Source organism: Chloroflexus sp. (assembly GCF_034432675.1).
Classification (GTDB): domain Bacteria; phylum Chloroflexota; class Chloroflexia; order Chloroflexales; family Chloroflexaceae; genus Chloroflexus.
In genome coordinates this window covers 1-24,920 of sequence record NZ_DAOUBI010000206.1, presented here as the reverse complement: position 1 = coordinate 24,920, position 24,920 = coordinate 1, and the positions used below count along the sequence as shown (strand labels likewise).

Annotated in this window: 21 protein-coding genes; 10 read left to right on the top strand and 11 right to left on the bottom strand. The window is 56.1% G+C overall.

What is annotated here, in order from left to right:
• Positions 1 to 55: 55 nt before the first annotated feature.
• From VAE55_RS15565 to eno, 8 genes are all read left to right on the top strand, one after another.
• The gene (locus VAE55_RS15565; protein WP_322816651.1) at positions 56 to 790 is read left to right on the top strand and encodes a metallophosphoesterase family protein; all 735 of its coding nucleotides are present in this window, start codon (positions 56 to 58) and stop codon (positions 788 to 790) included.
• A gap of 1 nt (position 791) precedes the next feature.
• A complete protein-coding gene (locus VAE55_RS15560) occupies positions 792 to 2,123 on the top strand; it encodes an aspartate aminotransferase family protein (protein ID WP_322816650.1) in 1,332 nt (443 codons plus the stop codon).
• Positions 2,124 to 2,196: 73 nt separating this feature from the next.
• Positions 2,197 to 3,126, top strand: coding sequence for an undecaprenyl-diphosphate phosphatase (locus tag VAE55_RS15555; RefSeq protein WP_322816649.1), 930 nt, complete (start codon positions 2,197 to 2,199; stop codon positions 3,124 to 3,126).
• Between the two features lie 24 nt (positions 3,127 to 3,150).
• A complete protein-coding gene (locus VAE55_RS15550; RefSeq protein WP_322816648.1) occupies positions 3,151 to 4,302 on the top strand; it encodes a tyrosine-type recombinase/integrase in 1,152 nt (383 codons plus the stop codon).
• Positions 4,303 to 4,923: 621 nt separating this feature from the next.
• Positions 4,924 to 6,240 (top strand): chlorophyllide a reductase subunit Y, encoded by a 1,317-nt coding sequence (bchY, locus tag VAE55_RS15545; protein ID WP_322816647.1) that lies wholly within the window; start codon positions 4,924 to 4,926, stop codon positions 6,238 to 6,240.
• On the top strand, positions 6,237 to 7,718 hold the full coding sequence (locus VAE55_RS15540; RefSeq protein ID WP_322816646.1) for a nitrogenase component 1: 1,482 nt from the start codon (positions 6,237 to 6,239) through the stop codon (positions 7,716 to 7,718). The genes bchY and VAE55_RS15540 overlap by 4 nt, the downstream gene beginning before the upstream one ends.
• A 75-nt stretch (positions 7,719 to 7,793) precedes the next feature.
• Positions 7,794 to 8,579, top strand: coding sequence for a 5'/3'-nucleotidase SurE (gene surE / locus VAE55_RS15535; protein WP_322816645.1), 786 nt, complete (start codon positions 7,794 to 7,796; stop codon positions 8,577 to 8,579).
• Positions 8,580 to 8,771: 192 nt separating this feature from the next.
• Complete coding sequence (gene eno / locus VAE55_RS15530; RefSeq protein ID WP_322816644.1) at positions 8,772 to 10,052, top strand: phosphopyruvate hydratase; 1,281 nt, start codon at positions 8,772 to 8,774, stop codon at positions 10,050 to 10,052.
• A gap of 231 nt (positions 10,053 to 10,283) precedes the next feature.
• Here the strand turns inward: eno and VAE55_RS15525 are convergent, their stop codons facing one another.
• The 11 genes from VAE55_RS15525 to VAE55_RS15475 form a co-directional block, all read right to left on the bottom strand.
• Complete coding sequence (locus VAE55_RS15525) at positions 10,284 to 11,570, bottom strand: citrate synthase (protein WP_322816643.1); 1,287 nt, start codon at positions 11,568 to 11,570, stop codon at positions 10,284 to 10,286.
• A gap of 284 nt (positions 11,571 to 11,854) precedes the next feature.
• On the bottom strand, positions 11,855 to 13,405 hold the full coding sequence (locus VAE55_RS15520) for a hypothetical protein (protein ID WP_322816642.1): 1,551 nt from the start codon (positions 13,403 to 13,405) through the stop codon (positions 11,855 to 11,857).
• A 60-nt stretch (positions 13,406 to 13,465) separates the two neighbouring features.
• Positions 13,466 to 14,785 (bottom strand): hypothetical protein, encoded by a 1,320-nt coding sequence (locus VAE55_RS15515; protein ID WP_322816641.1) that lies wholly within the window; start codon positions 14,783 to 14,785, stop codon positions 13,466 to 13,468.
• 110 nt (positions 14,786 to 14,895) lie between these two features.
• Complete coding sequence (locus tag VAE55_RS15510) at positions 14,896 to 16,065, bottom strand: MFS transporter (protein ID WP_322816640.1); 1,170 nt, start codon at positions 16,063 to 16,065, stop codon at positions 14,896 to 14,898.
• Between the two features lie 79 nt (positions 16,066 to 16,144).
• Positions 16,145 to 17,104: a formimidoylglutamase gene (locus VAE55_RS15505; RefSeq protein WP_322816639.1), complete on the bottom strand. Its 960-nt coding sequence runs from the start codon at positions 17,102 to 17,104 to the stop codon at positions 16,145 to 16,147.
• A complete protein-coding gene (locus VAE55_RS15500) occupies positions 17,101 to 17,346 on the bottom strand; it encodes a hypothetical protein (protein ID WP_012259644.1) in 246 nt (81 codons plus the stop codon). Before VAE55_RS15500 ends, VAE55_RS15505 begins: the two co-directional genes overlap by 4 nt.
• A gap of 26 nt (positions 17,347 to 17,372) precedes the next feature.
• Positions 17,373 to 17,894, bottom strand: a complete 522-nt coding sequence (locus VAE55_RS15495; protein WP_416181211.1) for an FHA domain-containing protein — start codon at positions 17,892 to 17,894, stop codon at positions 17,373 to 17,375.
• Positions 17,895 to 17,910: 16 nt separating this feature from the next.
• Complete coding sequence (locus VAE55_RS15490; RefSeq protein ID WP_322816637.1) at positions 17,911 to 19,167, bottom strand: vWA domain-containing protein; 1,257 nt, start codon at positions 19,165 to 19,167, stop codon at positions 17,911 to 17,913.
• A gap of 2 nt (positions 19,168 to 19,169) precedes the next feature.
• Entirely contained in the window at positions 19,170 to 20,120 is a 951-nt protein-coding gene (locus VAE55_RS15485) for a PP2C family protein-serine/threonine phosphatase (protein ID WP_322816636.1), read from the bottom strand.
• A gap of 29 nt (positions 20,121 to 20,149) precedes the next feature.
• Positions 20,150 to 22,168 (bottom strand): PQQ-binding-like beta-propeller repeat protein, encoded by a 2,019-nt coding sequence (locus tag VAE55_RS15480; protein WP_322816635.1) that lies wholly within the window; start codon positions 22,166 to 22,168, stop codon positions 20,150 to 20,152.
• Positions 22,169 to 22,316: 148 nt separating this feature from the next.
• Complete coding sequence (locus VAE55_RS15475; RefSeq protein ID WP_322816634.1) at positions 22,317 to 23,801, bottom strand: FGGY family carbohydrate kinase; 1,485 nt, start codon at positions 23,799 to 23,801, stop codon at positions 22,317 to 22,319.
• Positions 23,802 to 24,039: 238 nt separating this feature from the next.
• Here VAE55_RS15475 and VAE55_RS15470 point away from each other — a divergent pair, with 238 nt between their 5' ends.
• Both VAE55_RS15470 and VAE55_RS15465 read left to right on the top strand, forming a co-directional pair.
• Positions 24,040 to 24,219: a hypothetical protein gene (locus tag VAE55_RS15470; RefSeq protein WP_322816633.1), complete on the top strand. Its 180-nt coding sequence runs from the start codon at positions 24,040 to 24,042 to the stop codon at positions 24,217 to 24,219.
• 216 nt (positions 24,220 to 24,435) lie between these two features.
• Positions 24,436 to 24,732: an AAA family ATPase gene (locus VAE55_RS15465; RefSeq protein WP_322816632.1), complete on the top strand. Its 297-nt coding sequence runs from the start codon at positions 24,436 to 24,438 to the stop codon at positions 24,730 to 24,732.
• Positions 24,733 to 24,920: the final 188 nt, after the last annotated feature.

The following is a 24,920-nucleotide window of genomic DNA, read 5'->3' as shown; positions in this document are numbered from 1 at the left end:
GGGTCGCTGCCAATTATACGATCTGGCTGCGAGCATCGTCAAAATATTGTGTAATATGCGAATCGTTATTCTTTCTGATATACACTCGAACATTGTTGCCCTTGAGACTGTCCTGGCCGATGCCGGCTCCTTCGATGCACTGTGGTGTCTGGGTGATACGATAGGGTATGGCCCGGCCCCTAATGAATGCGTCGAGCTGATCCGGCACCACGCTGCGATAACACTCACCGGCAACCACGATCTGGCCTGTCTGGGCAAGATTAGTCTTAACGATTTTAACCCCGATGCCCGGCGCGCAAACCTCTGGAATGGCTCCCAACTCACCGCGGCTAATCGCGAATGGCTGCTTCCACTGCCGCCGGCCCGTAGCGCCAATGACCACTACTACCTGGCCCACGGCAGCCCGCGCGAACCAATTTGGGAATACCTGTTGATGCCATCGCAAGCCATCGCGAATCTCGAATGGTTTAGCGAACCGGTCTGCTTTATCGGTCATTCCCACGTCCAGTTTGCCTTCCGCTGTCCACGTAACGATAGCCATTGTGAACGGATTATGCCAGCAGCAGATAGTCAACTGGCGCTCACCGCTGATGCACGCTACTTCATCAATCCAGGTAGTGTCGGGCAACCGCGTGACCACGATCCACGAGCAGCCTACCTCATCCTCGATACTGACCGGCAAATCGTTACGTTCAAACGTGTTGCCTACGATATTAAACAAGTTCAACAACAGATGCGCAATTACGGCTTACCACCCGCCCTTATCTATCGCCTGAGTGTAGGAATGTGATATGACGCTCGAAGCGCAATATCGTCGGCGATTTGCCGGTTCGGTGAAGCTCGCCGAGAAGGCACGTGTCCGCTTCCCCGGTGGTGCAACCCACGACGGTCGCTACGCCGATCCCTTCCCTCTCTTCATGGAACGAGCCAGTGGGCCGTATAAGTGGGATGTTGATGACAATCGGATGATCGATTACTGGTGCGGACACGGAGCCTTGCTGCTTGGTCACGGCCATCCAACCATTGTTAACGCCATTCAGCAGCAAGCCCCCATCGCCACCCACCTTGGTGCCAATCATCGCCTTGAACTGGAATGGGCCGATCTGATCGCCAACCTCATTCCGGCGGCTGAACGCATTCGCTTTACCGCGTCGGGAAGTGAAGCAACAACTCTCGCTCTGCGCATTGCCCGCGCCGCTACCGGCAAGACGACGATCATCCGCTTCGCGGGCCATTTTCACGGCTGGCACGACGCGCTTGCACCCGGTGCCGATCCCGATGATCCCCACCGCGGAGTATTGCCGGCAACCCTCTCAAGTTTGCTCATTTTGCCGACCGATCTTGATCAGGTGGCTGCGACGCTGGCGACGCATACCGACATTGCTGCGGTCATTCTCGAACCCACAGGTGCTTCCTACGGTTCGATCCCGCTCCCGGATACGTTTCTGATCGGCTTACGTGAGCTTACTCAGCAATACGGTGTGCTCCTTATTGCCGACGAAGTCGTTACCGGCTTTCGGGTTGCGCCCGGTGGTGCCTGCACACGTGCCGGAGTACGCCCTGATTTAGTCTGTCTGGCCAAAATTGTCGCCGGTGGATTGCCCGGCGGGGCGCTGGTCGGACGGGCTGATCTCCTCGACCTGCTGGCCCATGACGAGGATGGCCCCCGTGGACGCATCCGCCAGCAGGGAACGTTTAACGCCAATCCTCTCTCTGCTGCTGCCGGCATTGCTATGCTACGTGCCGTCGCTACCGGCGAACCCGGTGCTATCGCTGCCGCACGTGGCACAATGCTCATCCAGATGCTCAACGAACTGTTTGCTTCGTATCGTTTGCGTGGCTGGACAGCCTTCGGTGATGGATCGATCTTTCACCTGTTCGTCGATCCGGCAACCGACCTGATCCCCGGTGAGATTCCGCGCAATCTGCCACTTGCCACACTTAAACGTGGGGGTGATCCCCAAATCCTGCGCCGACTGCGGATGGCGTTGCACCTGAATGGTGTCGATTTGATGCGGGGGCGCAGTGGTTTTGTCTCGGCTGTTCATAGCGAAGAGGACATTCGGGCTACAGTGGCTGCGGTTGCCACTGCTATCGAACTGGTGATGGCCGAACCCGCTTGAAATCCAGAAATAACAGGTGATACGCCTCTCGTCAATGTCACCTACTGCAACATGTAAGGAGTTTGTACCTGCAATGCAAGTTCAATCGATCACGCTGCCTCGTTCAGGGCTATTTATCAGCTTTAGTGTCTTGTTGGCCTTCGCTCTGCTGGTGACCGTGCCGGCTAATCCTGACTGGTGGCAAATTGTTGTGTTGGGGATTGTTCAGGGTATTACCGAATGGCTACCAATCTCATCAACTGCCCATTTGCTACTGATCAGCGAATTGCTCAACTACCAGGGCAGCATTGGTGGTACATTTGAAATCGCCATCCAGTTCGGTACAGTCTGCTCGGTCTTGATCTTCTACTGGCGTGATCTGCTTACGCAGGCTAACGCTGTGATCGGGCGCGGTGATACGCCGACCGTTACCACGGCTCGTACACTCTGGCTGGGAATCATCATTGCGTTTGTGCCGGCAGCCGCGGTTGGATTGTTAGCCCGCGACTTCATCAAAGCCGTGTTGTTCGAGTCGCCACTGCTGATGGCAACGACCCTGATCATTGGCGGCTTTATCTTCCTCTGGATTGAATGGAACGGTACGCGGCAAACCCAAACGACTGCCACCGTCGATTTTAGCAACGTCTCCTACCGCCGCGCCCTGATTGTTGGTATCGCCCAAACCTTCGCCCTGATTCCGGGGGTGTCACGCTCCGGCGCCTCAATTGTCGGTGGTCTACTGGCCGGTTTTGATCGAGCGACTGCCACCGCTTTTTCGTTTTACCTGGCCATTCCAACCCTCGGCCTGGCGACACTGGTCGATTTGATCGGCAGTCTCGATCAGATTCAAAGTGGCGATTGGGGCCGGCTGCTACTCGGCACAACGGTGGCGATGATCGTCGGCTATGGCTGCATTGGCTGGCTCTTACGTTATATCGCAACGCACAACTTCACTCTCTTCGGCTACTATCGCATCATTGCCGGTGTGCTGATTATCGGCGCAGTAGCGCTGGGCATCCTGTAGACGACTGCAATGAGGAATAGACCGATGGATGAGGAGCAGGCGACGTTCAACCTCAGCGAGCAACCACTGACCCCGACCACGCCAATCCGTGTGGCCGGAGCGATCTGGCTGGCACGGCTGGCCAGTGCCGGCCTCGATGACGACGATGACGACGAACTCGACGAGCGCACTCGTGAACGTCAACGCCACCACGCCCGGCCAACGATTGCCAGTTACGAAACTGCGCTGCGCATCTTTGTGCGCTGGGCCGAACGGAACGGACGCGAGTGTCTGGGCGATTTGCAGGTAGCCGATCTGGTCGCCTACGCTCGTGCTCTGCGCAAACGAAGCTACGACCTCTCACAGCGGGCTGCGGCTCAGGCTGATAGCCGGCGCGAACGACTCTCTGAGCGAACTGTTCACGCCTACGTGCGCCCGCTGTTCGGCTTTCTGGCCCTTGCCGACTCGCAGGGTGCCATCTCATTTCGGGTTGCCGCCGCCCGCCCCGAAGTCAGTCGGGTACTGCCCCGGCTGCCCGATCCGGTCGCACCAACCCCACCTGATCTGCGCCGACTGGTACGCTTTTACGATAAACCGCAGGGCGAAGAGCGTGAACGCCAAATGCTGTCCCGCTTACGCAACGCGGCTCTCTTGCACCTGCTCTTTTCGAGTGGTGCCCGTATCTCGGAAGTACTCGGTCTCGATGTTGGGGATGTTGCCCGCGACCGGCGTATCTTGCCGCGGGTGATCGTCCGCGGCAAGGGTCGCCGCGAGGGAACCCTCTTCATCCGGCGCCACGCCGAACAGGCGCTGCAACGCTACCTGGTCGCTCGTAACTGGCCAGCGGCCCGCGAACCGCTCTTCATCGCCTTCGACCCCCGCACGGGTGGTGGACGCCTGTCGCGTATCAGCGGCTGGCGAATCGTCACCGGGGCAGCCAACACTCTTGCCGACCGCCTGGTCTGGGAAGGGAAGGCTGACGAAGCTGAGTTATTACGTCAAGTCACACCACACACCTTTCGCCACTTTGTCGGGTATCACCTGCTGAATGAAGGCGTTTCGCTGGCCGAAGTCTCGCAAATCCTGCGTCACCGCAGCGTCGAAGTCACCCGCAGCTTCTACGCCAGCTACGCCGACGTGCAATTGCAAGAGGTACACGATCAGTTCAGCGCCGATCCGTGGCCTGATGAAGAGTAGAACCTGTTTCAAAAACATTTACGAGAAGTTCTCTCATTCATTCCTGATAGACCCCATGATCGTGACGAGTACACAAAACATCCCCGTGACCAGGGTGGTCAACGGCGTGCCACGCGCCGGATCGTGAGCACGGCTGCCGCACTCAAACTTCGCGACACGCGCATAACGAGCGGGTAAGGCAATCCATCTAGCACGTCGTGGCACGACCGGCCCCCTCCCCGCCGGCAGACCAGCCCCGCAGGGGCTTCCACGGATTGAGGCAGGGTTTCAACCTGCCAGGCCTTTAACTTGCCGATCCGTGCTAACCCGCCCCCTTCTCATTCGCCGCCCCGCACCCCCTCCCCGCCGTCAGGCAGCCCCGCAGGGGCTTTAATGAATTGAGGCAGGGTTTTAACCCGCCGATCCACGCTAACTCGCCCCCTTCTCGCCGGCAGGCCAGCCTCGCAGGGGCTTCCACGGATTGAGGCAGGGTTTTAACCCGCTGGCGCACCAACCCGCCACTATCTTTATCCTGCATGACTTATTACGCAAGAATTTTGTTGTATAATACCAACTGTCCGTTTCCCCGTATCATCATCCTGGAACCCAGCAAAGTGGCTGTGTCCAGGCAGAGGAGTTAGTATGGCCGAGATCATTTCCCTGACGCCGGCGGGTGCCGATCCAGCGACAGAACCGTTTCGTGGTGGCGCCTGCAAACTCCATCCCCAAACGATGTGCCCGGCCTTCGGAGCCTTACGGATACTGACCAGGATCGAGGGCGCACAACCGGCAATGGTTACCGATACCGGCTGTTTGTACGGTCTGACGTTCGTCACCCATTTCTACGCCGCCCGCAAGAGCATCGTTGCTCCTGCTCTCGGTACGGCTGAATTATCGAGCGGCAAGGTTCAGGAAGCAGCCAATGCCGCAATTGCCGAGGCTGCCTCAGCGGCTAATACCACGTTTATCCCGGTTATTTCACTCTGTGTCGCCGAAACAGCCGGCCTGGCCGAAGAGTTGTTGCCGAAAGAGATTGACGGCAAGCCGGTTATTCTGGTGCGGGTACCCGCGTATGCCATCCATTCCCATCCTGAAGCCAAAGATGTTGCCCTGGCAGCGGTGATGCGGCGCTTTATCGACACCGGCGGTGATCACGAGCCGGGCACCCTGGCCCTGATCGGTGAGGTCTTTCCTGCCGATCCGTTGTTGATAGACGGGGTTGTACGCCGGATGGGTGGGAGAGTCGTCACGACGCTCCCCGGTCGGTATGTTGATGAGATTCGGCAGGCGGGGCGGGCAGCCGCAGTCGCGGCCCTTCACCCCTTCTACCGCGAGACGATTGGTGTGTTGCGTGAGCGCGGTGTTGCGGTGATCAGCGGTGCTCCCATCGGTGCCGACGGTAGTGCAGCCTGGCTCCGTGCGATTGGGGCAGCCCTTGAACTCGACGAAGATGCGGTCGAACGGGTTGCTGCCGAGGAAGAAGCTGCTGCGCGCGGTTTTCTGGCCAGTAAGCCATTGCAGGGCGCGACCATCCTGGTTTCGGGCTATGAAGGGAATGAGATGCTCTACGCCCGCCTGTTGATCGAAGGCGGTGCCCATGTGCCGTATGTGAGCACGAGTATCGGGCCGAGTGCGCTCACTGCCGCCGACGAAGCCTGGCTGAAAGCGCACGGCACGCAGGCCGTTATCTATCGCAAAACCCTGGAAGATGATAAGGCGGCAATGGAACACTGGTCGTTTGATCTCATTATCGGCACCACGACACTGGCTGCCTACGCTAAAGAGAAGGGTATTCCCGCCGTCTACTACACCAACATCCTCAGCGTGCGCCCCCTCTTCCTGGCCGGGGGTATGATCGCTTCGCTCACCTTTGTCCGTGATCTGCTCAATCGCAAGCCCATCTACGACCGCATGCTGGCCTTCTTCGAGGGTGATGATCGCCGGGAGGGACATCGATGAGTATCACGCTGATCCGCGATATTTCTGACACAAGTAGCTACTGGGGGGCGTCGTGGGTGTTTGGCTGCTTCCCCGATGTACATATCGTCTGCGATGCACCAATCGGTTGTTACAACCTGCTCGGCATGGCGGTCACCGATTATACCGACGCCTTGCCACATATGGCTAACCTAACCCCAACCTCGATCCGCGAAGAGGATGTCATCAACGGTACCGCCAAAGCTCTCATTCGCACCATCGACGATCTGCGCACAATGGGTATGCTGGAAGGCAAACGCTTACTGGTCATCTCCACGGCTGAGAGTGAGATGATCAGCGCCGATCACGCCCAACTGGTTGCCCAGATTGATCCCGACGCCCGCTTCTTCTGGAGCCAATCTCTGGAACAGGACGAATGGATAGGGCGTGAACGCGCTCTGCGCTTTGCCTGGGAACAGTACGGCAAGCCCTTTGTTAAAGCGGATGTCCAGCCTCGTCCGCGCACAGTCAACATTATCGGGCCGTCCCTTGGTTGCTTCAACGCGCCCAGCGACCTCTACGAACTGAAGCGGTTGATCACCGGGATTGGCGCTGAGATCAATCTCGTTTACCCCTACGAAGGCAGCATTGCCACGACACCCAAACTGGCTGAAGCGGCAGTTAATGTGGTGATGTACCGCGAATTCGGGCAGGGGTTGGCTGAAGATTTGGGACGACCGTACCTCTTTGCGCCGTTTGGCGTGTTTGGGACAACGGCCTTTTTGCACGAATTGGGGCAGTTGCTGGGCATTGATCCGGCCCAAGTCGACGCCTTCATTGAGCGCGAGAAGCGCACCACCCTGCAGCCGGTGTGGGATTTGTGGCGTGGGCCGCAGAGCGACTGGTTTGCCACCGTGGATTGCGCTATTGTCGCTGCCCGCAGCTATGCCGATGGCCTGCGCAGCTTTCTCGGCGACGAGCTGGGGATGAAGATTGCCTGGGTATCGGGCCGCCCGCGCCGGGAAGATGAACCCGACAATATCGAGATTCGCAAACGGTTGCATGCCAAAGTGCCGGCCTTCGTCTTCGGTAGTATCAACGAGAAGATCTATCTGGCCGAAGCTAACGCTCGCGGTACCCATTTCATTTCCGCAACCTTCCCCGGCCCGGTTGTCCGTCGCACCACCGGCACCCCGTTTATGGGCTATGCCGGCGCCGCCAATATCATGCAAGAACTGGTGAATCGGTTCTACGAAACGGTGATCAGCTTCCTACCGGTCGAGACCATCAATCCCGGCCCTGCCGGCCCACCCAAACCGACCTCTGCAGAAACGATGCCCTGGACAAAAGAGGCAACCGAGCGGCTGAACGCAGCCCTTGAGGCCGTCCCCTACCTTGCCCGCATCAGTTTCAGCCGCAGCTTGCGTGCCGCCGCCGAGCAACTTGCAAAAGCACGTGGCCTGAACGAGGTTGGCATCGAGATTGTCGAAGCAGCAATTGCTCAGAGTGGCGCGACGTGATATGCTGAACAGAGAACGTCGTCTCTTGACGGCGTTCTCTGCCGATGATCAGATCACGTTGCGGAGTAATGCTGCATGCATATCTTAGTGACCAATGATGACGGAATCGATAGCCCCGGCCTGTGGGCATTGGCCAAAGCAATGCGCACGGCGGGTGCCAGGGTGAGTGTCGTCGCTCCAGCCGAAGAACAGAGTGCCATGAGTATGGCGCTGCCACCGCAAACTAACCGCGAATTACGCGCAATTATTCCCCCTGCCGAACTTGATGGTATGCTGGCCTTTGCCCACAATGGCTCACCGGTGGGCTGCGTGACGGTGGCGATGTTGAGTGGGGTGCTGCCTCCAATCGACGCAATCGTTGCCGGGATTAACCGTGGCCTGAACGGTGGCAGTAATGTGATGCTGAGCGGTACGGTCGGAGCGGCGATGATTGGGGCGCTGTGGGGACTGCCGGCTATGGCCGTCTCCCTGCAATATATCGGCCCTGAGCCAATGCCGTGGGCGACGGCAGCTTACGTTGCCGAGCGCTTGTTTCCGTTGCTCGAACAAATTCGCGGTCAGGCACCGCTGGTGCTGAACGTCAATGTCCCCCACGTTGCCTCACCAGACGATCTGCGCGGATTTCGCCAAACCCGTCTTTCAGAGTTTTTCTTCGGTCACTACCTCGATATTGAACTCAACCCGACCGGCCCGGTGGAACGTTCACAAATCATCTTTCGCTTCGCTCGCGAACGGGTTCCCGATTTCGATGTCGATACCGACGATGGTGCGGTGCGTGCCGGTTACGTCTCGATCACACCATTGCGACCGCTTATGGACAGCAGTCCGTTGACGCTCAATTTACCCGATCTACACGCCTGATCACGCTCTGTCACTCATCCCGGTTTACGTAAGCCACGCTTCCGCGCTAACCGCACTGCTGGTTGGGCAGCGGAAGCGGTACGTTCACAATATCCTCACGCAGCGCTCCGCTTATTCGTGCTATACTGTGCAGCAGTCAACAACCTCACGTTGTTCGACCAAAGGATTCGGGCCTGGTTTCCCGGAGGAAGTATGTCAACACTGATTGAAGCAATCGTTGCCCGTGAGGTGCTTGATTCACGAGGCAATCCAACCATCGAAGTCGATGTGCGGCTGGAAGGTGGTGATGTCGGACGTGCCATCGTACCCAGTGGTGCATCAACCGGCGCCCATGAAGCGCTTGAGTTGCGCGATGGCGACAAATCACGGTACAACGGCAAGGGGGTGCTGAAAGCCGTACAGGCGGTCAACGAAGACATTGCCGAAGCGTTGATCGGCTTCGACGCTGCTGACCAGATTGCCCTTGACCAGGAACTGATCGCGCTCGACGGCACGCCCAACAAGAGCAAGCTCGGTGCCAACGCCATTCTGGGTGTCTCGCTGGCGTCGGCGAAGGCGGCTGCGGCTGCGTTTGGCCTGCCCCTCTACCGCTACCTGGGTGGTGTGTATGCCCACGTACTGCCGGTGCCGATGATGAACATCATGAACGGCGGTCAGCACGCCACGAACAGCACCGACTTTCAAGAGTTTATGATTATGCCGGTCGGTGCCGAGAGCTTCCGCGAGGGTCTGCGCTGGGGTGCCGAGATTTATCACATGTTGAAGAAGGTCATTCACGACCGCGGCTTCAGCACGACGGTTGGCGACGAAGGTGGGTTTGCCCCTAGCCTGCCTACCAACGACGCCCCGCTGCAACTGATCATGGAAGCTATCGAGAAGGCCGGCTATCGCCCTGGCGAGCAGATCGTTATCGCCCTCGACCCGGCGACAACCGAGATTTTTGAGGATGGCAAGTATCATCTCAAGCGCGAAGGCCGTTCGCTTTCCAGCGCCGAGATGGTTGACTACTGGGTTGATTTGGTCAATCGCTATCCGATCATCTCTATCGAAGATGGTCTGGCCGAAGACGACTGGGAAGGTTGGGCACTGTTGCGAGCAAAGCTGGGCGACCGCGTTCAACTGGTCGGCGATGACTTCTTGGTCACGAATGTGCAACGGCTTCAGCGAGCAATCGAGGCCAAAGCAGCCAACTCCATTCTGATCAAGCTCAACCAGATCGGTTCGCTCACCGAGACGCTGAGTGCAATCCAACTGGCCCAGCGCAGCGGATGGACGGCAGTGGTATCGCACCGTTCCGGCGAGAGCGAAGACGTTACGATTGCCGACCTGGTGGTAGCAACAAATGCCGGTCAGATCAAGACAGGTGCTCCGGCGCGTACCGACCGAATTGCCAAGTACAATCAACTGCTGCGGATCGAGGAGGAACTGGGAAGCGCTGCCCGATACGCTGGTCGTAGTGCGTTTAAGGTGTAGGCTCGCATAATACTTTCTACACTATACTACCGCGAACATAACTCGCAGGGCAACCGTTTAGTCGCCCTGCGAGCTATATCTGTCAGTAAGGGTACTCTTAACCTTCAGATACGATAGCTCAATTGCTACCCACGACAGCACCCTCGGCTTCACCCATCTTCTTTATCCTCACCCAACCGGCTATCGAATCATCAGGGCGGCCTGACGACCGCCCTGATGATAACCGTTCAATTATCGTTGATCAATCGGCACATAATCCCGCCGCTGTGGGCCAACATAGACCTGTCGCGGTCGGGTAATCTTCTGTTCCGGGTCTCCGAGCATCTCGATCCACTGGGCCAGCCAACCTGAAGCGCGTGGAATTGCGAACAGGAAGGGGAAGTACTCGATTGGGAAACGCAGTGCCTGATAGATCAGACCGCTGTAGAAGTCCACATTCGGATAGAGTTTGCGCGAAACAAAGTACTCGTCTTCCAGCGCAATCCGCTCAAGTTCCATTGCGACCTCAAGCAACGGATTGGCAGCAGTAGCGGCAAAAACCTCATGAGCAATCTTACGAATGATCTTGGCTCGCGGATCGTAATTCTTGTAAACGCGATGCCCAAAGCCCATGAGGCGCGTTTCACCCTTCTTCACCCGCTCGATAAATGCCGGCACGTTCTTTGGATGGCCGATCTGCTGCAACATGCGCAACACCGCCTCGTTGGCACCACCGTGGAGAGGACCGTAGAGGGCGGCAGCGGCAGCGGCCAGCGCATTGTACGGATCAGCGTGGCTTGAACCAACACTACGCATGACCGAGGTAGAGCAGTTCTGCTCGTGATCGGCATGTAAGATGAAGAGCACATCCAGCGCTTTGGCCAGCACCGGATTCACTTCATACTCGCGCTGGTTCATATAGTCCATCATGTACAGTAGATTAGCGGTGTAGCTAAGCGAGCTATCGGGCAAATTGAATGGACGACCGATGCGGTGGCGGTAGGCAAAGGCAGCAATTGTCGGGATCTGACCAATAATACGCCAGATTTGCTTTTCGCGTACAGCCGGATCATGGATGTTCTTGGCTTCGGGGTACAGTGTGGACATTGCCGCTACGGAGCTGATGAGAATACCCATTGGATGGGCGTCGTAGCGGAACGCTTGAATCAGCTCTACCAGGCTGTTGTGGATGAAGAGATGCCGGCTGATCCGGTATTCCCACCAGGCCAGGCGTTCCTTTGAGGGGAGTTCCCCGTACAGCAGCAGGTACGCAACCTCAAGATACGAACTCTGCTCGGCCAGTTGCTCAATTGGATAACCTCGATACTCTAGAATCCCCTTATCACCGTCGATGTAGGTGATGCTACTCTTACAGGATGCAGTATTGAGGTAAGCCGGATCATAGGACATCAAACCAAAATCGTCTTCCGATACTTTGATCTGGCGTAAATCGGTTGCCCGAATGGTGTTGTTCTCGATGAGAATCTCGTACGTTTTACCGGTGCGGTTGTCGGTTACGGTGAGAGTGTTCCTGGTCATAGCCATGCTCTTTCATGCTCACTGCGCCTGCATCGCCATTGATACATCAGTGCTACCGCACTGTGATCGACATCATGGAGGCCGTACTACAGTAGTTCTATTGTGGTGGTACGCTCCCTCGTATTGTACCAAAAGTTGTTACAGATTGCACGGAGTTCAGTTACAGCCCCTGTTGCTACCACCCAGGATTGTTGGGCAAGTGCTGACAGGTGTGTGCCCCAAGCCACTGCGCCGGTTTAATGACCGGCAATCATGGCCGGAGCCACCACTTCAATCGGGATGCGCTAGACGGTTGTATCAGTACCTGCGACCGGTAGCGGTTCGAGGGAGGGCCAGCGGTAGCTCCCAATCACAAGCCAGTAACGGCCCGGAGGTAGATCAGCCGGAATGGTCAAACGACGATCATCGATCACCACTTCACCCGCCTGCCAGAGGCTGGTTGGGCGTCCTCCGGCTGCCGGTGGGCCATCGACATCAGCAATGCGTTCATTGCGATCATTGCGGAGATGCAGCATAATACTCCGTTCATCGAGATTGCCACGCACTGCTTCCCACCACAGCGTGATGGCAATGCTTTCACCAGCCGTTACCCGCCCGGCACTCAGATCGTACCCGCGCAGCAGCATATCATCCCCAAAACGAATGTTAAGAGGATAGACAGGACGGTTCATTGCTGTCGTAAGGAGCGGATGTTGCGCGACCCAATCGAGTGTAACATTGCCGGCCTGATCGATAGTGAATGCAAAGAGGTCTACCGGCGTCAGCAGAGCACGCTGATCGGTACCGAGCCAGAGCCGGGCTGTGTAAGCGCCGGGTTGTCGTACACCTTGCTGAACACCGAGTGGTAATGGTTCACCAGCCCCATCAACGGCAATTGCCGTCCCATCACGCAGATCAATAGTGATCGTTTGCTGCTGGATGGTAGCATTAACCGGTACGCGCAACCCGTAGCGCCCGAAGAAATACCCCTGTCGTCGATCCCACAACTCAATAGCGGCAACCACCGGCCCACTGTCCGGGTTGAACATCGTCAGTGATGTTGTTATGCGCAAGTCGTCTGCCGTACTGGTTGCCTGTAGCACGACATTATGGGGTAATCGCCCACGAACAACCGGTGGATCGGTTGTTAGCAACGCACTCTGAAGCAGGATCGGTTCGGCTCTGTGCTGACGCACTGCTACTGCCCGCGAACTCAACAGAGGGCCAACCGTTAACCAGCTTCGCCCTGCCGGGACGCGATACGTGCGACCATCAATGCTCAGGCCACTCTCGGCCAACGTCGCAACCTGGAGGGTCAACCAGCGCTCATCTGGTTCGCTGGCAGAAGGTATTTCGTTCAGTCCCAAACGTCGATCAGAAACAGACAGCGTCATTGCCTGATCAACGCGCAGCAATTGATCGAGAGGTAAATGGGCAATCACCGATGCTGGCTTTCGATAGAGGGCGTATGTATTGCTTTGCCAGATCGGAGATTCGATAATACCCCATATTGTTGGGTCTTCGTCACGATGCAAGAGCACATAGTCACCGATACCGGAACTATTTGTCGCTACCGACGTTGCATAGCCGGTACGCACCGCACCGTACACAGCAGCATGATCGAGTAAGTAAGCTGCCAACGCACTGTTCACACCCTGCACTCGTGGATCTCCCGACAGAAATACGCTACTCCCTGCCGGTACGACCTGCCGCAAATCGCGTAATGCCGGCAGGGTATCGGCAAAGAGACCAGGGCGCTCCCAATGGTCGATAACAACACGCACAGCAGTAACTGCGATGGAAGCCCCGACACATAACGCCACACCAACAATGCTGATCAGGCACCACCGGTACATCGGCTGCATCCATCGCTCAACCAGAGCTTGCAAACCGGCAACGGCTAGTACGACAGCAAGCTACCCTACGTAGGCTGCTGCTTTGAGGTAACCGTAGTGATACCCTGAACCAAAACGCAAATAGAGCAGAAACAGGATCACGCCGAGAAGCATCCCGATCCAGCGTGCACGTTGAGGGGTTATAACAAGTGCATAACCGGCCAGTCCTATCATCATCAGCGCAGCCGCCCCGGTAAGCGGATTCAATGGTTCGGGTGCAGCACGCAAACGAAAGGGGGTTAGCCCAACAATATCACTCAGTGGCACAAAGCGAAAGAGGCCAAGAGTGGTTAAAGGTAGGCTGTAGCGGTAATTAAATCCGGCAAAATAGTCTGGTATCGTGGGCAAAGCAAGAAGGAGGATGAACAAGATGAGACTCACCGCCTGTCTGATCATTCGCCAGCGGTCTTGCGTTTGCCAGAGTGTAACAATCCCAATGCCTGCCGCCATCAGACCAACCGGGCCAAGCGCCGGATAGTAGGTAATCGGCAACGCCACCAGGCCGATGGCCGCTGCAACCAATCCCTCGCCAAACCGGGGAGCCTGAACAGCAGCAAGCCCTACTATGATTGCCAACGGTATTAGCGGCCAGGCGGCAAGCTGCATTCCGAAGTTGAAGAAACTCACCCACAGTAAGAGACCATTGAGCACGGACAGTAACGCAGCAATGGTTGCCGACCAGCGCTGCAAATCGAAGACAACCTGTAACAGCACGTATATACCGACACCACCCAATGCCCGCAACCAGGCCAGCAGCGGGGCAAAGCTGGTTAGCGGTTCACTGCCACCGAGCAGATCAACGCTTCCCTGCCAGATGCTGAACCCAAGAGTTAACCCGATCCGGGGTGGACTGGCATTCAGATCGCGTAGTGGATTAGCCGGAGCGGTGGCAATTGCGCTTACCGGCCCCCGGCTGAGGTAACGAGCGGTTGGCCAGTAATTTTCAATATCCCAACCTTCACCAATCGGTGCCGAGTAGCCATAACTCAATAACGGTGCGACACCGATAATGATCCCAACTCCTGCCACCAGAAGTGCCGGCCAGTACTGCCGCAGGGCTATGGATATACGCGGTGGGCCGTATCGCCACCATGCCAGCACATTACACAAACCACCGAGCGGCAAAAGAATGCCCAGTGCCAACCCTAATCCACCGAGAAAACGTACGACCCAATACCCAATGACTATCGTCAGTGCGTATCCCATCAGGGGCGCCAGCAACGCTCGCCATGGCTGAAGTACAGACGGGAGCAGGAGTCGTGCAATTCCCCACCCAACCCAGAACGCAAGCAGACTTGCCGTTATTAGCGGCAACAGGATATCAACAACCAGCGTATTCATACCGATCCCGGCCTCGTTGCCGAAATGGCAATCCCTCGCACAGCGGGACGGAGGGATCGCATCTTGCGACTGTCGAGGTCAACCAATATCTATGTAGCGAACCGCCGACATCATTGCCGACGGGCAACGTAGAACAACACCAGCGCCGACCCCAGGTAGAGCGCCACCGAGACACCAATCAGCGCCGGTAGTGCTCTATCATACAACAAACCAAGACAAGCGCTGCCGACAAACCAGCTCACACCAAAACCGGCGTGAAACAGGCCATACGCCGCGCCGCGTCGATCAGGTGGCACCAATTGGCCTACCGCAGCGCGCAAGATCGACTCTTGCGCTCCTAACACTGCCCCCCAAAGAACAACACCGATGATAACGGTAAGCAGACCGTCACTAAAGAGAAGTGGGGTGCTCAAAGCTCCCAGAGCGGTTACCCCAACCAATGCGCCAAGGCCAATCCGGTCGTAGAGCAAGCCAAAGCCGAACGCAGCAACAGCATCAACCGTCATCGCCAGCGCGTACAACGCCGGAATAACTGCCGACTGAACGATTTGCAAGCGCTGTAGATGATAGGCAGCCAGCGCAAAATCTACACTGGCCGCCGCAAAGAGGGCAACGCCGGCCAGGTAATACCAGAACTGACGCGAAAAGCCGGTTGTGGTTATTGCCGGGGTGTGTCGCGCTAAATCAGCAGGCTGTGGAAAGCGCATCCGTGCCATCAACAAGACCATCATGCAGAGCAGGCCGGGAATAATCAATACCCCAAACGCCAGTTGAAAGCTCCCACTGAATGCCAGGATTCCAGCCAGCAGCAGCGGCGCCAGTACTGCGCCAATCTGATCCAGCACTTCGTGCAGCCCAAAGCCTTTACCGGCACCTACTCGATCAGCAGCGTATGAGATCAGGGTGTCTTTCGCCGGACTGCGTAACGCTTTGCTCAAACGCTCAACCATTAACAATCCTACCGCTAATGGCCATGCGTTGGCTAAAGCGAGCAACGGGACTGCAATAACCGTCAAACTATAGCCAAGGATGGTCAGCAACCAGTAGCGCCGGGTACGGTCGCTGAGATAACCGAAGACCAGACGCAACCCATAGCCGATCAGCTCGCCAATCCCTGCTGTCAACCCCACAACCGCACCACTGGCACCGAGCAATGCCAGATACTGACCACTCAGACTTCGGCTACCCTCGTAGACCATATCGGCCAGCAGACTCACGACACCCATGAGGGTAATGAACTGAAGGGCACGCCGATAGGCCGGGGAAGATACAACGCTCATGGCAAACCTCTCGATGTATGTCCTGATACCAATGATCCGGACAGAAAGACGTGACCGGCAGGGAAAACCGTAACAGATATTAACGTCTGCCTCCTCCACGATGAGTCGCAAAGGCTACCAGAGCGTGCCAGATCGCAACTGCCGCCAGGCGAGCAGTACGATCATCAATATCATATTGGGGATTGAGTTCACTGAATTCGATCAGGCGTGTGCGTGGCTCAGCACCAGCCAGCGTTGCCAACGCAACCAGTTCATCACCGCGCATACCGAGTGGGTTGGGGGCGCTAACTCCAGGCGCCTCGGCAACCTGTACCACATCGAGATCAAAACCCCAGCCGATGCTCCCGGCATCACTCGTAGCGAGTAGAGACCGCATTGTATCGGCAACCCCATAGTGACGGGCAGTGTTCAACTCGATAATCGTTGAGCCTCGTGTGCGCAGGTATTCGGTATACGCGGGTGCATTGGCGAATGGCTGCACCCCACATACCCAGTAGCGTTGTGGTGCAATCAGACCTGCTTCAATCAGTTGCCGATAGGGGGTACCGCTATTTGCCGGTTGATCGGCCCGCACGTCGTAATGCATATCGACATTAATTGCCAGCGGCGGTGGCGGAGCTGCCACTGCCATCGCCGCCATATCGGGAAAGCTGATGTCATTCCCTCCGCCAAGCGAAATGAGCAACTTTCCATCGGCAATGATACGCGCTACCAGAGCCTGCTGACGCGCATGAATCGTTTCGAGATCGCCGGTAGTATCGACATCACCGAGATCGCAGATCGTAAGATGTTGCAAACCGGTAATACCCAGGCGGTATAGACAACGCCGAATTGCGGTCGGCCCCTGTGCAGCACCGGGCCGACCACGATTGCGCTGCACGCCGATGTCCTGCGGACAACCGAGAATCACGACCTGAGCAGCATCATACCCGACTGTACCGGGAATAACCAATTCACCCAGGCGTTGGTCGTTCGGATCATCACGGCGATAGAAGAGATCACTCGCCGGAGGATGCAGATGTGACCATGGCGCGTTCACTGGCGGAAGAAATCGATAACCTGGCTGCGTTCTTCTTCACTCGGCATCAATTCGATGAAGGTGATGCGATGCCAGGGGAAAATCACGGCCTGTACACCGGCAGCCAGATACGGCACCGGCTTGCCATCACGTTTGCGCATATTTGTCACTTTTATGAAGAGATCGCCGGGCTGCGGCTCTTGATCAATATCGGCCAGCAGCGGATCTTCGCCGGTGAGATGAAGAATGACTGTTTTCGGCATACAGAAGCCTCCGCAAAGAATGTATCTTATCCGTTTATTTCAAATCGCACCAACAGCATACCGAACTGTATTTCGTCACCATGGTGCAGCGGCATAGGGTGATCTGGTGACACCCGCTGGCGATTCAAAAACGTTCCGTTGGAACTGCCCAGGTCTTCGAGAACATAGCTGCCGTCGCGACAGACAATACGGGCATGGCGGCGCGAAACACCGGCATCGTAGCCCCCATCAAGACTCAAATCAACATCGGGAAAGAAGTTGCGTTGTTGATCTTTGCGCCCAATCACCAGCTCAGGCGTAACCGGCAAAACAATACGCCGTCCTGAACTCAAGACCACCAGTGCAATTGAGGCGCTTTTGGTCTCCATGGCCGGCACCGGCACAATGGTAGCCTCACCACTATCCAGGTGGAGAGCTTCAGCAGCCGCACGATTCAGAGAGGCCGTTGTCTGGCGTACAGGTTTTGCGTGAAGCAAACTGGCCCCACAAACCGAACAAAAGATGGTTCCATCGAGTTGTTGTGCCTGACAGTGGCTGCAAATCACCATTGGTCTCTACTCCAGACTACGATTGCCCTTCGCGCCCAATCAGGCCACGTGTCCCGTATTTAATCCGCTTGCGACCTTCTGCACTTGCCTGCCCGGAACGCAGCAGACGGGTTGCTTCTTCCTGAACAGTACGGGCCAGATCAACTTCACCTGCTTCAAACAACCGCGTACCGGCCATTTGCAACCGCCGGGTTGCTTCTTCGAGCTTACCCTCTTCGACCGCCTGCCAAGCACTGGCCTGAAGCCGATAGGCTACCAGTCGTTCTAGCCAGTGCTTGACCGTTGGATCAACCTCATCGCTGACTTCATTAGGATCGCGGGTTATCACGGTGAGGGTTTGCTCGTGGCTTGCAATTGATCCATCGCTTCCAGGTGTACGGTAGCGCAAGCCAAGACGAAGCAGCGTATGGCGACCAACCGGAAATGGGGGAACAACCAGCTCCATCAGCAACGCTTGTATATCATTTTCAGGCCAATCGCCGAGTGCTGCTGTCCAAACAAAATCGGCCTCTTCAATAACTGGCAATGGCCCAATGTATGGACGCACGCGATCAAGCGAGCGGAGTAGGGATTGGGGGGGCAATGTGGCTCGTACATGGACATCCTGAGCAAAGATGTTGTGCATCCGCTCAACTTCGGCGGTAAAGATTTTGGTAATTTCCGCCGCGGAGGTAATGTAGTGAGTACGACTATTCTCACGGGCCGCAATGGTTTCGAGCAAATCTTCGTTCCACTCGCTCCCAATGCCGAGAGCCGTAATCCCGATACCCCGTGATTGCGCACGACGGGCAATCTCTACACAGCGCCCCTCATCGCCATAAGTGCGGCCATCGGTGAGGAGTAACAGGCGATGGACGGCACGTGGCATCATCGCTCGTTGTAATTCCTGCACACCAAGCGCCAGGCCAGTTGCCATCTCGGTACCACCCGCAGCTTCGATAGTGCTGATCTGGCGTTTGATTTCGGCCCGTGCTCGCGCCAGTTGCGCTGAGACTACAACTTCAGCTCGGTCATTAAAGGTGACCAGCGCAAAACTCTCGTGATCACCCAGCAGATCGAGAATCTGCATCGCTGCCTGCTTGACCTGTTGGAGACGCTCACCGCGCATTGATGAGCTGCGGTCGATCACCAGGCACAAGTTGAGCGGCAGACGCGGCATCTTGGTTGCACCACTCTGCGCTGAAAGCTCGACAAGGGCATAAAGTACCTGTGGCTCCTGAATAGCCGGTAAAATACTCCGGCTGGGTGTAATTCGCACATCAACCCTACTCATAGTTAAGCCTCGTCGAGCGGTAAAGAAACAACCACTGCCGAGATATTGTCATCACCACCGGCCAGATTTGCTAATGCAATCAATTCACGGCAGACATCATGAGGCCAGGGACTATGACGCAGCGCTTGCTCGATAGCTTTTTCCTCAACCAGACTCCACAGACCATCACTACAGAGAATCAGATGCGAGCAGTTGGTCAACTGGTGGTAGACAAAATCCACAGCCACCTGTGATTGTTGCCCGACGGTACGGTAAAGCTGATTACGCAGGGGATGATCACGCGCCTCTTCGGGGTCGAGCTGTCCTAATGCAATCAGACGCCCCACCGTCGAGTGATCGGTTGTCAGCAGACGTAATCCACCCGGTTCGTACACATAGCACCGAGAGTCACCTACATGAGCGATGTACAGGCCGTTCCCGATCACCAGAGCGGCGGTACAGGTGGTACCCATATCGGAACCGGTCGCCTGGGCTTCCCGCCAGATCGCCGCGTTTGCCTCCTGCACAGCCTCAATCATCAACGGCTGCAACGCTTCGAGCAAACCATCTTCAATCACCGGCAACACCAGCCGCTCAAGCACGCTGGTGAGCACCGTCTGCACTGCAAGGCGGCTGGCCACCTCACCACCCTGATGGCCTCCCATACCATCAGCGACAATGAATAGGCCTACTGTAACATCACTCTCCTCACGCGGTAAGGTCATGATCGTAGCCATAGCACAGTCCTGATTTGCTTCACGTACACGACCAATGTCACGTAGTGCAGCGGCGGCAAACCCCTGCGCTGAACGGCGTAACGTGAGAGCTGGCTGATAATCCTGCCCGATTTTGCGGGTACCATCCTCTTCTGGCAATGTCAGGTGTTGCTGCCGTTGGCGTTCAGCTTCAATGTCGGCCTGACTTAACGGTTCGGTCGGCGTTTCGTCCGGTGCAGGAGATGTTTCATCCGACATAAGCTCTAATTCCCTTCACTCTATCGAACTTACGCTTTCAAAGCGTAGAGATGATGATCCATGGAACCGATGTAGACAATGCCATTGACAATCATCGGGGTTGAGACAATCGCCCCTTCGGTTGGATATTTCCAGATCAACTGCCCACTACCGGCATCAAGACAATAGACAGCCTGATCAACCGCACCAAAATAGAGCCGACCACCTTCTACCCGTGGTGAGGATGTGATCTGACTTCCAACTTCATACTTCCAGACCAGGCGGCCATTTTTGGTATCAAGCGCGTACATCACGCCATCGACACCACCCACAAAGACCCGCGTCCCAACCACAAAGGGCGATGAGTTGATGTAATGGCCGGTACGGAAGCGCCAGGCCGGCCAGCCACCTTCGGCATCGAGGGCGTACAGGTTCTGATCAAGTGAACCGACAAAGACCAGGCCATCACTGTGCGCCGGCGACGAACGTACCGGCTGTTGCGTCCGCTGTTTCCATTTCACTGAACCGGTACGGCTATCAAGACAGTAGACATTCCCGTCGTCACCGCCGATAAAGACAGAAGAGCCATTGATACAGGCTGACGAACGAATGGGGTTCCAGGTGCGGTATTTCCAGATCAACGTACCACGCAGACCGTCAATGGCATAGACATGCTGATCATCGGAGCCAACAAAGATCACCCGATCATCAATCCGGGGTGATGAGCGGATCGCCTTGCCGGTCCGAAACGTCCAACGCACACCACCACGCCGCATATCGAGGGCGTAGAGTGCACCGTCTTCTGAACCGATATACACCATATCCTGCCAGACTGCTGGCGACGAACTGATCCCACCCTCAGTCGCATATTTCCAGCGAAACTCACCGCGCGTTGCATCAAGGGCGTAAATGTTGGTATCGTAACACCCAACAAAGACTAAACCGCCACTGACAAATGGTGACGAACGCACTTCATCTTCAAACTTAAACCGCCAGACCAGTTCGGTGGTCTGCGCACCCTTAAGGACAGCCGGCACTGATACCGTTGGCTTAGCCGTACCGGCCCCGGCCAGTGAAGGCACTGTTAACAACGCCTGTCGAAGCTCTTCGGCACTCTGCCAGCGCGCTGCCATATCATATTCAAGCGCACGTGCAACGACCGCTTCCATCTCCGGTGAAACAGTTGGGTTGATCTGACGGATCGGGCGTTCTTGAAACGTAAAGGGTGTTTCGAGACGCGGATCGATATTCGTCAACAAGTGGTGCAGAGTAGCTCCCAGCGCATAAATATCACCAACCGGCTCAGCAACGCCACGGTACTGTTCAGGAGGTGAATAGCCCTCGGTGCCGATCATGGTGCCTTTGCGGTCAACCCGATTGAGATTACGTGCAATTCCAAAGTCAATCAACACAATCCGATCATCGCCGACTACCATCACATTAGACGGCTTCATATCGCGGAAGACAATCGGTTCTGGTTTATGATTATGTAAATACGAGAGCACATCACAGATTTGCAGTGCCCAGCGTGCGACCCGCGCTTCATCAAGCGGTTTACCGTGCTCCTCCAGTACCGTCTCCAGGTCTTTCCCCGGAATAAATTCCAGCACGAGGTAAACTTTCCCATTCTCCTCAAAAAAGTCATACACCTTGGGAATGGCCGGATGTTGCAGGGTCGCCAGCAAACCAGCTTCACGCTGAAAGTTCTTCAGGTTCAGCAGACGGGTCTGCGAATCGGGGGCGCTTTGCGCCATCTCTTTGATTGCACAGTAGCGAACGACATCCTTAAAGCGTAGATCGCGCCCGCGATACACCACGCTCATACCGCCAACTCCAACCGGAGCCTCAACCTGATAACGCCCCTGCAACAGGGTACCGGGGCTAAGCATTGTCGGCATAGCCGGTGCCGACTGGCTGGCCGGTCGGGACTCAATCTGGCGTGTGCCCTCATCTGCCGCCGCGGGATGAGCAGCAGGGCTGATCTGGCGCGTCCCTTCCTCAGCAGGAGCGCCGGTATCGGCAGGTTGGGCATTGACAGCTTTAGTACCGACCCGTTTGATCAAACCCATGAGCCACCTCACCCGGTAGTAGTGCATGCGATTACTGTAACGTTATTGCAATCGTTTCTCTATTATAGAAGGTGTTGGTAGCTTCAGCAACCGCTATCAAGCACGAAATTGACATGCGACGCAAGATATTTTCGGCGCTGAACGTCGCTTATACCTTCACCCATCCGCGCACCCGCTCTATGGCCTTCTGCCACCGCTCGTTGTGCACAGATCGCTCAGCAGGTGAAAGGCGCGGTACAAAACGCCGGGCGCGCTCATCAATTAGGGGCGGTAGCGATTCTTGCGACCAGACCCCGGCTCCAATCCCGGCCAGCAACGCCACGCCACGTGCCGTCGTCTCGGTATCAGCCGCTCGCACCAGGGTAACCCCGCTCAGATCGGCTTGAATCTGGCAGGCCAGATCACTGGCAGCCAGACCACCCCCTACGCGCAACTCTTCTACGGTAATCCCGGCTTCGGCCTTCATCGTCGCCAGAATATCAACCAACTGAAAGCCAATAGCTTCGTAGAATGCCCGGGCGATATGACCAACATCCACCCCTAGCGCCAACCCAAAAATAGCACCACGAGCGCTCCGGTCTTCACTGGGTACGCCTAACCCATTCAACGCCGGCACAAACACGACCCCACCACTATCCGAAACCCGGGCAGCGTGACGGTCGAGATCGGTCACCCGCCGCACCAGACCAAGCTCACGTAGCCAGTTCGCAGCCGCGCCGGTTGTGGTCATATCGGCTTCGAGGGCATAGGTTGCCACACCTGCAATCTCCCAGGCCAGGTAGGTCTTACAGATGCCCTGGAGTGGTGGTGAGGAACCAATCACCGCATTCACAAATGATGCTGTCCCGTGCGTCGCCGCGGCCTGGCCCGGTGCACGACAATCATAACCAAACAGCGCCGATTGTTGATCGGTAATCATTGCCAGCACCGGCACCATCGCTCCATCCACGGCCAGATCGCCAAAATGATGGATGGTTGGACGGGCAACCGGTAACGCTGCGCGCGGCAGATTCAAGGCGTCAATCCACTCATCCCACAGTGCACGTCGGCGCGGATCGTAGACCGTCATGGCCTGCAACAGCGAATGATCAAGCGCATGTTCGCAGGGTTGACCAAGCGCCCGCACGATCCAACCCGCGGCCAGCGACACGCGCAACACCCCACGTTCAGCAGCGCGACGAAAGGCTGCATCGTGTTGCATCCGCCAGGCCATATGCATTGCCCCGGCATACGCACCGGGAAACTGACCCAACCGCTCGCGACGCTGCGGCCCTAACGGGGTCTGATCTAACGCTGCTACCATTGGCGCCGTGCGCAGGTCTTGCCATGCAATGGCATTCCCAATCGGTCGACCACTGGTCGCGTGCCAGGCAAAGACTGTATCGCGTTGTGAGGTGATCCCACAGGCCAGCAGTTCGTTTCCCCGCACACCGGCCCGCCCTAACGCTTCCTGAATTGCTTCAGCGACACTGCGGGCAATCGCTGCCGGACGCTGCTCGACCCACCCCGGTTGTGGATACACGCGCCCCACAGGCCGATAGCCATAACCACGCACCTGGCCATCGGGATCGTAAATCACCGCCCGACTGCCACTACCACCCTGATCAATCGCGAGAAGATAGCGCTTACTCACAGACTGGCCTCATTTATCGCAAGAACACATGGTAAGCATTATAGCAAATTGATGCGCAAGAAGGGACACCCTGATCAAACCCATTGCTTTCTATCAAGAAATGCGTTACCATGAACTATATTGACGGTTAGTATTCTCTTAAGCACGAAAACCTCTGCCCGGCACCACGGCGAGGGAGAGATTCTGTCAAAGAGCACACTTCATCCACCTGGACGAATTGAATATTCTGGTGACGCCTATGAATCAGACAATTAGTCAAATCATTCAAAGACAGGCATCTCTCGGTGATATAATCACCCTCAAACTAAAAACGGGAAAGGAGTTCACAGGAGTTATTACCGAAATTGGCACTGATCATATAACGATAAATCGCGATGAAGAGATTATTACAATTGTAACTGATTCGATCAGTGGCTGACTAGTGAAACGAACAAGTTTCCAGGCAGATGAAATACGAACATTGTCTATAATTTCTAACGTGTCTACTCCACCACCAGCTCATGACCAACCATTCGCCAGAGCAATTCAAAATCTTACAGGATCGGAGAGAAACGTACACTCAATTCCTGAATTCCAGGAAATCGAACACCCCTACGCAGCGTATGCCGAAGGTTGAATTGTCAGCAACCCCGACATGTTTTTTGGTCGAGATGAATTGATTGCTAATATTGCTAAAACCCTACAAAGCTCATACCATCAAAGTAAGTGCGTGATCATTTACGGTCAGAAGCGTGCAGGAAAGTCTTCTATTTTGTATCATCTTAAAACTAGATTGCAATCGAACAAAGATATGCTCATTCTTGATGTAGGTAACATTGGCTCCATTCTGGATGAACAATCAAATACACCTTTCCTTTATCAAATCCTCTGGGCTATTTTGAAAAAGCTGGCATACGCTGTCGAAGATGAGATAGAGAGAGGCCGACCATAGATAAAACTTGATCTTCCTGGCGATCAGGCATTTTTTAACTATCCAAGCCTGCTTTGTTGCAACGATCGGATCAATCGAGACGCACGTACCGATGGATAGTATAGACCAATCCGTTGCTGATCGGCTCACGCCGCGGCAGACTGCGCTTGCGCGAACGGAGCGTGTCACCAACCGTGCGCTTCATCACC

Bases quoted from the DNA above. Each gene is read 5' to 3' on its own strand.
- VAE55_RS15565 (WP_322816651.1), top strand. From the start codon at position 56: ATGCGAATCGTTATTCTTTCTGATATACACTCGAACATTGTTGCCCTT.
- VAE55_RS15560 (WP_322816650.1), top strand. From the start codon at position 792: ATGACGCTCGAAGCGCAATATCGTCGGCGATTTGCCGGTTCGGTGAAG.
- VAE55_RS15555 (WP_322816649.1), top strand. From the start codon at position 2,197: ATGCAAGTTCAATCGATCACGCTGCCTCGTTCAGGGCTATTTATCAGC.
- VAE55_RS15550 (WP_322816648.1), top strand. From the start codon at position 3,151: ATGGATGAGGAGCAGGCGACGTTCAACCTCAGCGAGCAACCACTGACC.
- bchY (WP_322816647.1), top strand. From the start codon at position 4,924: ATGGCCGAGATCATTTCCCTGACGCCGGCGGGTGCCGATCCAGCGACA.
- VAE55_RS15540 (WP_322816646.1), top strand. From the start codon at position 6,237: ATGAGTATCACGCTGATCCGCGATATTTCTGACACAAGTAGCTACTGG.
- surE (WP_322816645.1), top strand. From the start codon at position 7,794: ATGCATATCTTAGTGACCAATGATGACGGAATCGATAGCCCCGGCCTG.
- eno (WP_322816644.1), top strand. From the start codon at position 8,772: ATGTCAACACTGATTGAAGCAATCGTTGCCCGTGAGGTGCTTGATTCA.
- VAE55_RS15525 (WP_322816643.1), bottom strand. From the start codon at position 11,570: ATGACCAGGAACACTCTCACCGTAACCGACAACCGCACCGGTAAAACG.
- VAE55_RS15520 (WP_322816642.1), bottom strand. From the start codon at position 13,405: ATGTACCGGTGGTGCCTGATCAGCATTGTTGGTGTGGCGTTATGTGTC.
- VAE55_RS15515 (WP_322816641.1), bottom strand. From the start codon at position 14,785: ATGAATACGCTGGTTGTTGATATCCTGTTGCCGCTAATAACGGCAAGT.
- VAE55_RS15510 (WP_322816640.1), bottom strand. From the start codon at position 16,065: ATGAGCGTTGTATCTTCCCCGGCCTATCGGCGTGCCCTTCAGTTCATT.
- VAE55_RS15500 (WP_012259644.1), bottom strand. From the start codon at position 17,346: ATGCCGAAAACAGTCATTCTTCATCTCACCGGCGAAGATCCGCTGCTG.
- VAE55_RS15495 (WP_416181211.1), bottom strand. From the start codon at position 17,894: ATGGTGATTTGCAGCCACTGTCAGGCACAACAACTCGATGGAACCATC.
- VAE55_RS15490 (WP_322816637.1), bottom strand. From the start codon at position 19,167: ATGAGTAGGGTTGATGTGCGAATTACACCCAGCCGGAGTATTTTACCG.
- VAE55_RS15485 (WP_322816636.1), bottom strand. From the start codon at position 20,120: ATGTCGGATGAAACATCTCCTGCACCGGACGAAACGCCGACCGAACCG.
- VAE55_RS15480 (WP_322816635.1), bottom strand. From the start codon at position 22,168: ATGGGTTTGATCAAACGGGTCGGTACTAAAGCTGTCAATGCCCAACCT.
- VAE55_RS15470 (WP_322816633.1), top strand. From the start codon at position 24,040: ATGAATCAGACAATTAGTCAAATCATTCAAAGACAGGCATCTCTCGGT.
- VAE55_RS15465 (WP_322816632.1), top strand. From the start codon at position 24,436: ATGTTTTTTGGTCGAGATGAATTGATTGCTAATATTGCTAAAACCCTA.